We start from the raw sequence: 14,108 nt of genomic DNA, 5'->3' as shown, positions 1-14,108 counted from the left end.
CGGTTGAAACCCGCCCGGCCCGCTAGGCCCAAATTCGCTACCCAATTGAGAGGCCCAAAAAATGGGAACGACTGCCAACCAGTCGTTCCCATTTCATTATTTAGCTTGATACTCAGCTTGATTGGGCTGGATTCAATGACCGGAATTGAACTCCATTGCTAGGGCCAGCTGTGGACAGGAAAAACGGGGAATCTTCCCAAAAATATTCTTCCCGCCTTCCTACTTGTCCGCGTCCTTCTTATCCGAGTGATTGCGAATTTGCTCCGCTTCCGGGCATTCTTCCGCTACGGGCAGATCTAAGACACTGCGCCGAGACACCGAAGCAAGCTTGCGCGTCACCGAACCGATACTTTCGAGGCGCACCATTTCTTCCCAAGCACAGGTTTCGTCGTCCTCTTCGGTTTCGTAGCGCAGGGTCACGAGGTCGCCTTCAATGTCAAGGATTTGTGCGCGCTCGATCCAGCGCTGCTGATCGCGCAGGAATATGCACACTTCCTGTCCGTCACAGCAGAGCTGATAAATCTTGCGGTGTAGCATAGCTTGCCTCTTCTAAGGTGGTGAACTGGCCCCTGCAATTGAGTGGAGTTGCAGTTTCAAAGTGTGATTGGGGGGCAGTGGCTTCACTGGCGCTGCCAAGCAACCATTCAGCGCTAATGACAACCACAGGATCGGGGGAATTTGGCCCAGTCGATCCCCAATACAACTTCCATGCTGGCCATAATGGCAATTTGCTTGAGTTGTCGGCTGACGATCGAGCAAGCGGGTCAAGATTGCTCGATTGCTCTCCCCATTCTAGGCTACGGGGTTAGCTTTCAACGCTCCGGGTGGCCAAGCATCCCTACGCCATATCCTAGCGCTTGGCTGTTCGTTAGGACGAGAGACAGGCCAGGATCGTTTCATAGACCGATCGCGCCAGACTATTGAGATCGTAGCCACCCTCCAAACCCAACACCATTCGGCGGCTAATGCCCAGAAGCGATCGCGCCAGCCATCCATAATCCTCCGGTTGGAGATGGATTTGTGCCAACGGATCGTTGCGATTGGCATCGTACCCCGCGCTAATGATCAACAAATCGGGATCAAAGTTCCGCAAGAACGGCAACAATTGCGCCTCAACCAGGGATTGATAGGCGCTGCCGTCGGCTCCGGGGGGCACGGGCAAATTCAACAGTTGATAATCCCGATCGGCAATTCCGGGGCGACCCGTACCCGGATAGGCCGGTGATTGGTGAATGGAACAGTAGGCAATTTGGGGATGATCCCGCACGATCGCCTCAGTGCCGTTGCCGTGATGCACATCCCAATCCACGATTGCCACCCGCTGTGCCTGGCCCGCCTCCAGGGCCGTTAAGGCCGCGATCGCCGCATTCGCAAACAAACAAAACCCCATCCCCCGATGGCGCAGGGCATGGTGGCCCGGGGGTCGCGCCGCCACAAACACGGGTTGTCCCGTTGCGATCACCTCGTTCATGCCATCCAACCAAGCCTGCACAGCCAAACGGGCCACCTCGTAGCTACGGGCAGAAATGGGCGTATCAACCTCCAGTTGCCCACCACCCCGATTGGCCAGCAATCGCACGTGGTGGATATAGTCCGGTTCGTGGGCCCGCCGCAGGGCTTGGGTGAGCGGATCGATCGGGGCATCGCTGGTGGGTACTGACTGGGGGCTATGCCAGCGAAGCCGATCGGCAAAGGGAGCCGTTTGCAAGGCCGCCACGATCGCCCTCAGGCGATCGGGTCGTTCCGGATGGCCCCAGCCCGTGTCATGCAGCAAAAACTCATCGCTGTAAACGATCGTGACCGTTCCATGGTCGATCGGCCCTGCTGTCACCGGTTGTGCCTCCGCGCCTGCTTCTGTGCGCCCCTCGGCCCGAACCTCAGTATTTGGGGTTTGCTCACTCAGCATTCACCATCTCCCCATCACCCAGTAATTTCACGGCAACCTTTTGGTTTTTCATGCCTATTTTTCTCACAGCCTAGCCAACGCGATTGGTCATGGAGCAAACACCGTTCACTCGTTACGTTAACCTGATTTAAAAATACCCAAAACAAGATCAAATCGATCAGATTCTCAATACCCTTTCTCAATACCCTATTTCACCATTAACTAACTTCGCAGATCTATTTCTCATATCAAAAATTTCAACATCTCAACCGCACAGCTTACTTCAGCCGGTTGAGACTCAATATTCATGTCCTAATGATCTCCACCCGGCAATCATTTTGATGTTACCCAGTCAAGGCGACTGAGTTTCTAAGATGATTGATTTGTGGAAATTTCCAAAAATCCATCAAAAATCCGATAAATTCAGAGATTTTCAAGAATATTCAACCCAAATTACGGATTAGTGATCAATTTTTGATTGATTACGAAGTTTTAAGCCAATTAACTCTCCTATTAGATCAAGTTGAAACCCCCGTTTAACTATTTCTCTGATTAATTCCTGCTTTGATAGGGAGTCTCAAGACATCAATAAATTCAAGCATTAATCAAAATGAATCTTGATTAATCTTAAGATCATATTCAGTTCATCAACCATTTTGCAGAAAGCAAATTTTAATCATATTTATATCTAAAATAATTTAGATTTTACAGATTGTGATTAGCTCCAAAACATCAACGCAGAGAATTTATGATTTTGATATTCATCTTCATTTGTCTCATATTGACATCTAGCCGCCTTACGTCTGTCTATCACTACCCCTAAACCATTAATCAGCCTTTTAACCAATGCTTCATTTCCAATCCAGTTTCCTGATTTGGGTGTGTTTTACCACCAAATAGGTCTCAAAAAATACGGAGATTCAAGGCAAGTTCCTGAAGACTGAGGATTTCAATCAACTTAAGATCCGATTTTTAAGATTTGTTTGAACTTTGATTGTCAGTAAATCATCTATTAGCGTTAAACTAAGGAGTAGTTAAATTATTTTATAAGCTGTTGAATAAACCCTTTTGGTTACCATAGTCACAATTTTTTAGTCACTTTTAATTTTTAATTTCTATTAAAAGAGTGCTGCACGATTCACATTAGTTCATCATTCATTCCTGACTCAGACCATTAAAAATCGCCTTTTATTCACTTTTGTCAGTTTTTGCCATTGCAGAAACTTTCAGTGTCTACGGAATTTTTGTGATCCATGTCTCAGTCCTCCCGGTTTGCGTTTAAATTGCCCCGCACTTTGGGTTCCATTGAAACTTGGGGTTTTGGTTTCAGTGGTTTGTTGCTCTGGCTGGGAACTGCGCCCGCGATGAATGCGGCCTTGGGTCTTGGCTCCCTGTGGGTCTGGATTCCGGGAGCCGTGATTGGTGTTTTGCTGAATTTGCAGGTCAGGCAGCTCGGAACCCATGACCAGGATCGATCGGGCGGAACCCCTAACTATGCTACCCAGCTACTTCACAAGTTCCCATTTTTAGCCCGCTACAGTGCGATCGGCTATTGGCTGGGTTGGGTGTCGGTTCCGCCCATGAATGCCATTATTTTGACTGACTTAATTCAGGTCAATTTAGAACCGCTGGGGGTGGATTGTCCAGTCACGGCCTTTCGCATTTTATTCACCCTCTTGCCTTATGTTGTCACCTTCAGCAACTCCCGAACCGTCGGAATTCTCCATGCCTTCTTTGTCATTCCTGCTATTAGCTGCTTATTAGTTTTTTGCCTTCAAGGCTTTAGTTGGTTGAGCTTTTCGCCTCAAAGTCCAGGGCTGTTTGCACCGGTTCCTTTCAACCTTGATTTCACCGATTGGGCCAAGTGGTTCTTTGTGGCCATTTATGCGGTTTATGGCTGCGAAACGGCTTCCTCTTTTGTGGCCGACAGTCGCAAGCCCCGCCGCACTTTGGATTGCTTGGTGGCCGCTGCGATCGCGCTACCGGTTGTCTATGTTTTGGGATCGTGGTTGTTGGCGCGGTTAGCCATTTCTCCCCGGCTAGGCGACAGTGCCTATTTGCACCTGATCGCGGCAGCGGGGCCGTTTTGGGGCAGCCTCACCCCCGGCTTGGTGACGTTTTTGATTGCTTCCGGTTGCCTGCTCAGTTCCGCCACGGCCGTTTCCAACTGTCCCCGGGTGCTTTACCAGTTAGCCCAAGATCGCCATCTTCCGGCCCTGTTTTCGGTGGTTTCGCCGCGCGGAGTTTTGGAGCCGGGCCTGTTGTTCACCTTAGGGGTGAGTTTGCTCTGTTTGGCTTGGGGCAACGTGTCGCGGGTGGTGATGGTTACCGGAACCGGTTACCTCAGCGCCATGATGGGCATCCATTTGGGGCTGTGGTTGCAACGGAAGCGCCCGGAAGTGCGCTGGCCCCGATGGTCGCTGCTGTTTTTGGTCATGGAGGCGATCGTGTTTGTGGTGGGTGGCCTGGCTTGGGGCTGGCAAGATTGGCTGATTGGCTTGCTGTTGCCGATCGCGGTCACCGCAGCGGCCCAGGGGCTAGGAAACTGCCCGATCGCCCTCTGCAAGCCGGCCTGGTGGAGTCACCGCTACCGCCCAAGGCCCATCAACATCCAACGTGACTGGGTGGTGTTTCAGGTCACGGTGCTGATTCTGCTGCTCTGTGGCGCGGTCAGCATTGGTTGGTTTGCGCGAGCTGGGTTGGATCGATTTTCTTTCGGCAGCCACGGAGCCGTGTTCAGCATTGTGTTAATTACGGTGGCGTTTTTGGGGGTGGCGATCGCCTGTTGGACGAGCCTGTCCCAAGTGGCCGCCATGACCGAAGCCCGCGATCGACTGGAGCGCACCCTGAGTGAATTACAAAGAACCCAATTGCAACTGGTGCAGTCCGAAAAAATGTCCAGTTTGGGTCAATTAGTGGCAGGGGTTGCCCATGAGATTAATAACCCAGTGAACTTTATCTACGGCAACCTGGAGCATGTGCGCACCTACGCTCAGGATCTGTTGAAATTGTTGCAGCTATACACGAAGTACTATCCCGAACCAGTTGCAGAAATTCAGGAGGAACAAGAGGCGATCGAGCTAGATTTTTTAGAAGAAGATTTGACCAAAATTTTGACTTCCATGAAGGTGGGGAGCGATCGTATTCGGGAGATTGTGTTGTCGCTGCGTAATTTTTCGCGGTTGGATGAAGCGGAATTAAAGGCCGTGGATTTGCACGAAGGCATTGACAGTACAATCACGATCCTCAAGCACCGTCTCAAAGCAAAGGCCAATCGCCCCACGATCGACATTATTCGTGAGTATGGCAATTTGCCCCCGATCGAGTGTTATCCCGGCCAGTTCAATCAGGTGATCATGAACATTCTGAGCAATGCCATTGATGCCCTTGAAGAAGCCACCGCCAACCGCGATTATCAAGACTTGCAAGTTCATCGTCAGTGGATTCGGATTCGGACCCGGATTCAAGAAATAGAACTGCCCTCCACCAATCCCACCGGATCCTCACTGAGTGATAGCAAGCCCAGCACTCGATCTAAGTGGCTGGTGGTAGGCATTGCTGATAATGGACCCGGCATTCCCCCAGACATCCAACGGCGCATTTTTGACCCCTTTTTCACCACCAAGCCGATCGGGAAAGGAACCGGGATGGGCATGTCCATCAGTTACCAAATTGTCGTAGAAAAACACCAGGGCAAACTGGAATGCTTTTCGCAGGTGGGTGAAGGAACTGAGTTTTTGATTCAAATTCCCCTGAACCTGGGAGCCAAATACAAAGACTAGGCACGAATCCAAACCCAAGGCAAGATTGTTTCAGGGCCACTAAGTCCAGCAGGGGATTAGGGGGTGTCGTCATTTTTTGAGGTGATGCTGAAACGGTTGATTTTCCGTGCCCTAGTGGTCGTAACAAGGGGCTTAAGCCCCTTGTCCCCCGCGATTTGCTAGCGGTGGAATCAGGGTTTCAGATGATTTGATGATAGTCCCTCATCCAGCCCCAAATTCATCCAAGAGTCAGACGGAAACGATTGATTTTACTTACATATCCCGGTCGTCGTAACAAGGGGCTTAAGCCCCTTGTCCCCCACGATCCGCCAACGGCAGATCTGATGAATTGGGAGATTAATAATTACGAGCCTGGGGTTCAAACAGGCCCAACGTCACCGGCATATATTGCAAGTCAATGCCCGAGGGTGACCAGTAAGCCAACGTGTGTTTGAGATAGTCCTGATCATTGCGATCGGGGTAGTCTTCACGGCAGTGGGCCCCGCGACTTTCTTGGCGACGTTCAGCGGCGGTCAAAATGGTTTGCCCCACCGTAAAGAGCGATCGCAGCTCCAACGCCTCAATCAGTTCCGTATTCCAACAGGTTCCCCGATCGTCCAGCCTCGTGTTTTCAACTCGCTGGGCAATTTCCCGCAGCTTTTCCAGCCCCGTTTGCATCAAGTCCGCTGTCCGAAACACCCCGCAATATTGGGTCATCGTGTCTTGGAACTCTTGGCGCACTTGGGCGATCCGCTCTGGCCCTGAGTGCTCCAACAAAGCCTGGATTTGGGCCCGGGCCTCCGCCAGATAGCGTGATCCGTCCAAGGATGGCAACTTGCGCCCACTGTCTAAATATTGGGCGATCGCCCGGCCCGTGCGCCGGCCAAACACAATGCATTCCAACAGGGAATTACTGCCCAGGCGATTGGCCCCATGCACCGACACACAGGCCGCCTCACCCGCCGCAAAACAAGCTTCCACAAACCCGGCGCTGCTGCTGCGAACCCGTCCATTCACATCGGTGGGAATGCCGCCCATGGAGTAATGAATCGTTGGGCGCACCGGAATCGGTTCCTCCACCGCATTCACCCCCAGCAGGCGATGGGCCTCTTCCCAACAAAAGGGAACCCGGCTCATGATCGTTGCTTCGCCCAAATGTCGCAAGTCCAGATGCACAAAGGGGCCGCCCGCGCTGCCATCGAGATGAATGCCTCGCCCGGCTAGCAGTTCCTTCACGATCGCCCGGGAGGTGATATCCCGAGGGGCCAACTCCATGCGGCTGGGGGCATAGTCCGCCATGAATCGATCGCCCGCCGCATTGCGCAGGTAAGCCCCCTCACCCCGCACCGCCTCCGACACCAACACCCCCACCGGATAAAGCCCCGTGGGATGAAATTGCACAAACTCCATATCCTCCAGGGGAATGCCAGCCCGCGCCGCCATGGCCAGCCCATCCCCCGTGGAGGCGTAATCATTGGAGGTGGTGTTGAAGGCGCGGCCATAACCCCCCGTGGCCAACATCACAGCCCGGGCCCGGGCCAACACTGGCTGGGAATCCCGCAGATTAAACATCACCAGGCCCTTGGCCTCGCCCTCTTCCACGATCAGGCGCATCACATACCACTCTTCGTAGAGCGTGACCCCCATTCGCTTCAGATTCATCACCAGCTCATGCAAGATGGCATGGCCCGTTTTGTCGGCCGCGTAGCAAGTGCGCCGATGGGAATGGCCCCCAAAGGCCCGCTGGGCCACGCGACCATCTTCCAAGCGCGAGAACAACACCCCCAAACGTTCCAAGTCCACCACCACTTCCGGGGCTTCTTGGGTGAGGATGGCCACCGCATCTTGATCCGCGAGGTAGTCGGATCCTTTGACCGTATCGAAGGCGTGGGCTTGCCAGGTGTCTTCGGGATCCACGTTGTTCAACACGGCGGCCATTCCCCCTTGGGCGGCCACAGAGTGCGATCGAATCGGATGGGTTTTGGCCACCAATCCAATGCTGAGTTTGGGATTTTGGCGGGCAATTTCCAGGGCTGCCCGACAGCCGGCCAGCCCGCCCCCCACGATCAAAACATCGTGAATTAACTCGTTTAGCGGCTCATTCATGGGCAAGCCCCAACTGTTTCTAAAGAGCCTGGGCCGGTTGGGTGGGTTCGTAGCCGCCGTCGGTGGCCAAGTCCGCCGCCGCTTCCACCGCCACAAATTCGATGTGGTTCAGCAGGGTGGTAACGAAGGCGAACAACAGGAAAGGTAAGGATAGCACCAAAATCAACCCAACCATGGACAGGGCATACAGGGGCTTGCTGGCTCCCAACAGGGCGATCGCGCTGGCCAAGCTCAGGAAAATCACGATCAACCAAGCCATGATCTGGCCGTAGATGTCTCCAAAGGTCAGGGTGCAGCGGAACTGATAGCGTTGTCGGTTCATGGTTCGATTCGATGGCCTGCGGATTGCCAGATTGAACACTATCTCCCCAGCCTAAGGGGGGCTAAATCGGAGCGTCCATGGTTGTCGATGTTTCTCAACAATTGTTCTCAGATTCGTTTCAAATCCTTGCGTTTCTCAAGTTATCTTGACAAGATTCTGGCAAATCTGGAGTACAAATGCCTCAATCAGACAACTCTATTGCACTTTCAGAGCCATCATTTTGTTATCGACTTGATAATCAGCCGCCCCAGGTCGTAATTCATACCGAACTGCCAGCACTACGCCACCACCAATCGGATAAGCTCGATTCAGAACTTTCACCTCACCGGTTGGGCCCGGTTCAGTTGATCGTGTATCGCCACCGCCTTTAACTCCGATTAAATATTCAGCTTGATCCAGGCTGAGACCAGGGGTAACAGATTGCCAAGCTTTGATTTCAGCCGAAACAGGTGACGGACTGACAGCAGCCGGAGTGACGGAACGCGGTTGAGCTTGACCGATTCCAGCAAGTCCGGCTCCAGCGACAAAGGCAAGTGTAGGAATGATCCAAGATGACTTCATATCGCAACTTCTTCTGAGGGGGAATGCCAAGCTTTTCGTGATATTCCACCCAAACCCGAACGGTCATAGAAAATTCAGTGTATCTACCGATTGGTGATCTCCCATGTCCCATCTGGCTAGGTATTTCAGAGACTCAGAATGTAGCGAAGTGAAGATTCTCAATCTGCAACCAGATGTTATGGGAATAGACTATGCAGGCTTGCAACTCAAAGTTAGAGAGCACTGACTCTCACATCGAACCGAGATGCCTCAAAACAGCAATCTGGTGTGCATCACAGGGATGGAGATAGGTGGACAGTGGCCGGCGATCGCTACGCGCTTTTCGAGGATCGTGTTGAAATAATGATGGCCATTCTGTCGTTTTGATCCCGATCGCCCTATGGGCCCAAATCCTACGCCGCCTCCGCCTCAACCCGCCAAAACCATCCTGGGCCGCCTGCGCCAAACGGTGACCCAGCTTTCGCGGGTGCAATTGGCCCGGCTGAAGTTGGCGGCTCATGCCAACCCGCCCCGCATTGTGATCTATGAAGCGGGTAGCGAACCCCGAGACTATCCCCTGTTGGGGGACTACTACCTTTTGGGGCGATCGAGCAAGGCCAACGACATCCCCCTCAACAGCCCCGTGGTCAGCACCACCCACGCAGGCTTGCGGCGGGTTCCCAGTTTTTTGGGCAGCACCTTCGCCATTGAAGACCGCAACTCCACCAACGGCACATTCAGCGGCAAAAAACGGATCAATGGGCAAATTTTGCGCCACCGGGAAATGGTTGTGCTGGGGCCGCCGGAGCTGGCGGACTCGGTGCGACTGCAATATGTGGATCCGCCAACGCCCCTGGTGCAAGTCCTGCGCTATGGCCTTTCGGGCTTAGCCGGGGCGATCGGGCTGGTGAGTTTGGCGGTGATTTGGCAATGGCAGGGCATTCAGATTTTGCCCCTGCCCCAGGCCCAGCGCGGCCCGGTGATTGTGGTGGCGGGGGATGGGCAACCGCTCCAGGCGATCGAGCGGCGGGCCCACCAGGAAGCCAAGAACCTGGGAGAATTTTCGCCCTACCTCAAAAAAGCATTGCTGGCTTCGGAGGATGCACGCTACTACTGGCACTTTGGTGTTGACCCGATCGGGATTTTGCGCGCCCTGGTGGTCAACGCACGGGAAGGGGAATTGCAACAGGGAGCCAGCACCCTTTCCCAGCAACTGGCCCGCACCCTTTACCGGGATTATGTGGGGTCAGACAATTCCGCCGGTCGCAAAATCAAAGAGGCGATCGTGGCCCTGAAGCTGGAAAGTTTCTATGGCAAAGATCGGCTGCTGCTGGCCTACATGAACCAAGTGTTCTTGGGCGGCAACTTGGCCGGCTTTGAGGATGCCGCTCGGTTTTATTTTGAAAAATCCGCGCGGGATTTAGACCTGGGCGAAGCGGCGATGCTGGTGGGCATTTTGCCGGCCCCCAATCGCTGGAACCCGGCCCGCAATTACAAAACAGCGGTGCAACGGCGAGATTTGGTCTTGCAGCGGATGTTGGATCAAGGGGCTGTCACCCTGGAGGAGTTCAAGCGGGCCCGCCGATCGCGCGTGGAGGTGAGTCCCCGGGCGCGGGAAATTTTGCGATCGACCCGTGCGCCCTACTTTTTTAACTACGTTTTTGAGGAATTGGAGCAGCTTTTTGGTTCCGGAGTGGCCCGCGAAGGCAATTTCTTAATTGAAACGCGCTTGAACTTGGCGGCCCAGGCCGAGGCCGATCGGGCCCTGCAACAGTTCATTGACAGCCAGGGCGGCCGGGCCGGAGTCAGCCAAGGGGCGATCGTGGCGATCGACCCAACCGACGGGGCCATTCTGGCCATGAGTGGCGGCCGCAGCTTTGAAGACAGCCAGTTTAACCGCGCCGCCAATGGCCTGCGCCAGCCCGGCTCCACCTTCAAACTGTTTGCCTATGCGGCCGCCCTGGAAAAAGGCATCAGCCCCAACACCGCCTACAGTTGCGCTCCCGTAAATTGGATGGGGCAACGGTTTCGGGGCTGTCGATCGGGCGGTGGTTCCCTGAACATGGTCAGCGGCGTGGCCCTGTCCGAAAACCCGATCGCCCTGCGGGTGGCCGAAGCGGTGGGGCTAGATGAGGTGATGGGTTTGGCCCAACGACTGGGAATCACCAGCCCTTTGCGCAAAACACCCGGCCTCGTGTTGGGGGAAAGCGAAGCCACTTTGCTGCAAATGACCGGGGCCTTTGCGGCTGTGGCAAACAATGGCCGCTTTAACCATGCCAAGGCCATCACCCGTGTCCTGGACACGAGCGATTGCACCGATCCGCAAAACCTGCAAACCTGCCGCGTCATGTACGATGCCCAGGCAGATCAGCCCGGTGCTAACCAACCGGTGCTCTCGCCCCAAGTCGCCCAGACCATGACGGATCTGCTGCGGGGGGTTGTGGTGCAAGGAACGGGGCGATCGGCCGCCAATGTGCCCGGAGCCGTGGGCAAAACCGGCACAACGGATGACAGCGCCGACCTGTGGTTTATTGGCTATGTGCCTGGCCGCAACCTGACGGCCGGGGTTTGGTTGGGCAACGACACCCGCAAACCCACCAATGGCAACAGTGGCCAAGCGGCCGCGGTCTGGGGTAATTTCGTCAGCCGCCTGCTGCCATAACTGAACGAACCGCAAGGCTTGAGAGGGGATTTGTCGGTTTTTGTGGCAAACGGCAGCAATCGGACTGGGGAAATTGGACTTACCCGAGTCCTAGGGAGTTGTGCCATTTCCCAAACTGTCCCTGAGCATCTTTCCTCGTTAGGCTAGCCGCTCGCCACTCCATGGCCCATGAATCAAGGAATTCTAGGTGATTCGCTCGATCGAACCGGGGATAGCGGTTGGGTGCGATCGGGGCGCTTCAGAAAGCGGTTGATGGGGGTTTGAGCCAGGGAGCAGGGACAGGATAGGTTGAACCCAGAGTCAGTGAATTGGCTGAAGGTGGCTTGCCCGCCGTTCGTGCAATGGCTGACCTTTGTTTTTCAACCGCTGTCGATCGCCCGTGACTGCCATGGCCACCCCCCTGTCTGCCCGTCCTTACCTCTCCGGTTTCGAGGCCCTGTCGGCCCAAGAGCGTGCTCAATTGCACCCGGATGCGGTTCCTTTTCAGCTAGCGGCTACTTTAACCTCGGCTAAGCAGACGACCAAGGGCCGATCGCGCGGGGTGGTGATTTGCCTCCATGGGTTCACTGCCATGCCCTATGGGGTGGGGCCTGTGGCCCGGGCGATCGCTCAGCAAGGGTTGGATGTGGTTGCGCCCTTGCTGCCGGGCCATGGCTGGCGCGATCGCCCCGTTCAGGAACGGGAAATTGCAAACATCACGCCCGATCGATTGTTGGCGGCGGCCCGAGACGAAGTGCGCCGGGCCCGGGAACAATATGATTTTGTGGCCATGTATGGCGATTCCATGGGCGGGGCGATCGCTCTGACTTTGGCGGCGGAAGGTTTGCTCGATGCCTGTGCGGTGACGGCTCCGGCGCTGCAACTGCCCTTTCGAGGGGCCGTCTTGGCGCGCTATTTGGGTTGGCTGAATTTTTCAATTCCCAAGCGCCTGAATCGCCGGTTTTATGCCCCCTGCTATGAATTTGAAAATGCGCGGGCGGGGCGGGTGCTCTGGCGCTTGTCGCAACGGGCCAAGGCGGGACTGGAGCGGATCACCTGTCCGGTGTTTGTGGCCCATTCCCACGCCGATCGAACCATTGCTTACCAGGCGGCGGAATGGGTGCGCGATCGGGTAGCGGGCCCGGTGGAATTGCAATGGTTTGATCGATCGGGCCATGTGTTGCCCCTGGATGTGGAGGGGCCAGCGGTGGCAACGGCCATTTCAAAATTCTTTCATCAGCAATTTTTTCGCCCCCTCGAAAACCCAACCCCCCAATCCCTAGCAACCGCCCAACCCAAACAGATTGAGTCGAAATCCCCATTGAGCGATCGGCCTTGGTCTGGCGGGACGGAGACCACCGCCATTGATTTTGCTTTTAGCTAGCTGCAATGAATTCGTGCTTTGGGCAATGGTTGGCCAACCTATTGCATAGATTGCAAATTAATCCTTGGATCCACAAATTTCAGCAACAAATCTGCTAACAAATTCCCCAAAATCAACATCACCGCCCCCATCATCAAACTCGCCATCGTTAAGTACAGATCTTGGACTTGAACCGCTTGCAAAATCAGCCGACCCAAGCCAGGCCAGTTGAAGAAATATTCCGTGATGAACGCACCGCCCAACAGGCTAGAAAATTCAAAGCCCAAGAGCGTAATCAACGGATTCACCGCATTACGCAGCGCATGGACATAAATCACGCGGTCTTCGGGTAATCCCTTGGCTCGGGCAGTGCGGATATAGTCTTGGCGCAACACATCCAGCAGTTGGCCGCGCATCAACCGCTGCAAACCAGCAAAACCCGTGATGCTGAGGGCAATGGTGGGCAAGATGGAATGCCAACCAATATCTAAGAGTTGCCCGATCGGGGACAGTTCACTGAAATTCAGGCTGGTCATGCCCCCCACGGGCAACAGGGGCGAGAGATTTTGGGCCACAAACAGCAACAGCAGAGCCGTGATGAAGCTGGGGAACCCTTGCCCCAAGTAGCTGATCACCTGCAAGGCGCGATCGACCCAGCGGTTGTGGCGAATGGCGGCCACAATCCCAAGGGGCAGGGCGATCGCCCAGGTGGCCAGCAGCGACAGCACCGCCATGTAGAGAGTGGCGGGAATTCGTTCCGCCAGCAGGGATGTGACCGATCGCTGATACACAAAACTCGTGCCGAAGTTCCCCTGGGACACCACCTGACCCAACCAGCGCAAATATTGCTCCAGGGCGGGGCGATCGAGGCCAAATTGCTTGGTATAGAGAGCGAGGGTCTCGCGGCTGATTTGCGGATTTTGGGCGATCGTGTCCAAATAGCTCCCGGGAGCCAGATCCACAATCAAAAAGCACAGGGCCGAAGCCAACAGCAAAGTTAAGAGGGCTTGCAACGTACGCTTGAGAATGTAGGTGCTGGTGTCTCCTGTGGCGATCGCCCAAAGTCGCTGAAGCAACTGTGCGAGGTAATCGTCTGGTTGTGAAACCCGCTTTGAAACCGGCATGGCATTTTGGGTTGGATTGGCCCCGTGGCATAGTCCCAATCAAGACTCGACGGGGGCAGGCCCTGGGGCCCGCCCCGATCGCTGTCAATCGATGGTCTGGACAACAGGATACCCAAGAATCAACGAATCCGTCCTCTGCTTGGGGCTGCTTGGGGCTGGGAGTCCATGGGCATCTTCCAAAGACCCAACTCCGGCGGAATCAGCGCTTCTGGCAGACCAGCGCAAAACAATTTGCAAATTGCGGCATTGCTGCTAATATTAACTTCGCTTACCTGGAGAGGTGGCAGAGCGGTTGAATGCGCTTGACTCGAAATCAAGTTTGGCGGCAACGTCAACGGGGGTTCGAATCCCCCCCTCTCCGTCGGA

9 protein-coding genes and 1 tRNA gene are annotated in these 14,108 nt (G+C 54.8%); 4 read left to right on the top strand and 6 right to left on the bottom strand.

The annotated features are described in order from the left end of the window. Positions 1-219: 219 nt before the first annotated feature. Entirely contained in the window at positions 220-537 is a 318-nt protein-coding gene (locus tag AC2IAX_RS17595; RefSeq protein ID WP_099532785.1) for a DUF6679 family protein, read from the bottom strand. Positions 538-868: 331 nt separating this feature from the next. After that, positions 869-1,906 (bottom strand): histone deacetylase family protein, encoded by a 1,038-nt coding sequence (locus tag AC2IAX_RS17590; RefSeq protein WP_494388601.1) that lies wholly within the window; start codon positions 1,904-1,906, stop codon positions 869-871. A 1,232-nt stretch (positions 1,907-3,138) separates the two neighbouring features. On the opposite strand from AC2IAX_RS17590, the gene AC2IAX_RS17585 reads away from it, so the two are divergent. Next, positions 3,139-5,667: an amino acid permease gene (locus AC2IAX_RS17585; RefSeq protein ID WP_494388600.1), complete on the top strand. Its 2,529-nt coding sequence runs from the start codon at positions 3,139-3,141 to the stop codon at positions 5,665-5,667. Between the two features lie 336 nt (positions 5,668-6,003). Here the strand turns inward: AC2IAX_RS17585 and AC2IAX_RS17580 are convergent, their stop codons facing one another. The 3 genes from AC2IAX_RS17580 to AC2IAX_RS17570 all read right to left on the bottom strand — a co-directional run bounded on the left by AC2IAX_RS17580 (position 6,004) and on the right by AC2IAX_RS17570 (position 8,635). Then, positions 6,004-7,752 carry a succinate dehydrogenase/fumarate reductase flavoprotein subunit gene (locus AC2IAX_RS17580; protein ID WP_494388599.1) on the bottom strand — a complete coding sequence of 583 codons (1,749 nt, stop codon included), beginning with the start codon at positions 7,750-7,752 and terminating at the stop codon, positions 6,004-6,006. A 19-nt stretch (positions 7,753-7,771) separates the two neighbouring features. Next, the gene (locus tag AC2IAX_RS17575) at positions 7,772-8,074 is read right to left on the bottom strand and encodes a hypothetical protein (RefSeq protein ID WP_494388598.1); all 303 of its coding nucleotides are present in this window, start codon (positions 8,072-8,074) and stop codon (positions 7,772-7,774) included. Between the two features lie 195 nt (positions 8,075-8,269). Further along, positions 8,270-8,635, bottom strand: coding sequence for a hypothetical protein (locus AC2IAX_RS17570; protein ID WP_494388597.1), 366 nt, complete (start codon positions 8,633-8,635; stop codon positions 8,270-8,272). 379 nt (positions 8,636-9,014) lie between these two features. Between AC2IAX_RS17570 and AC2IAX_RS17565 the strand changes: the two genes are divergently transcribed. After that, on the top strand, positions 9,015-11,276 hold the full coding sequence (locus tag AC2IAX_RS17565; protein WP_494388596.1) for a transglycosylase domain-containing protein: 2,262 nt from the start codon (positions 9,015-9,017) through the stop codon (positions 11,274-11,276). A gap of 352 nt (positions 11,277-11,628) precedes the next feature. Then, positions 11,629-12,639: an alpha/beta hydrolase gene (locus AC2IAX_RS17560; RefSeq protein WP_494388595.1), complete on the top strand. Its 1,011-nt coding sequence runs from the start codon at positions 11,629-11,631 to the stop codon at positions 12,637-12,639. A 38-nt stretch (positions 12,640-12,677) separates the two neighbouring features. Here AC2IAX_RS17560 and AC2IAX_RS17555 read toward each other — a convergent pair whose 3' ends face one another. Next, positions 12,678-13,742, bottom strand: coding sequence for an ABC transporter permease (locus tag AC2IAX_RS17555; protein WP_494388594.1), 1,065 nt, complete (start codon positions 13,740-13,742; stop codon positions 12,678-12,680). Between the two features lie 274 nt (positions 13,743-14,016). Between AC2IAX_RS17555 and AC2IAX_RS17550 the strand changes: the two genes are divergently transcribed. Continuing rightward, positions 14,017-14,103, top strand: a tRNA-Ser gene (locus tag AC2IAX_RS17550). The last annotated feature ends 5 nt before the right edge of the window (positions 14,104-14,108 follow it).

The sequence above is a fragment of the Limnothrix sp. HT2024 genome (assembly GCF_059138625.1).
The sequence above is the reverse complement of the archived record's forward strand: the minus strand, read 5'-3'. Positions and strand labels throughout refer to the sequence as shown.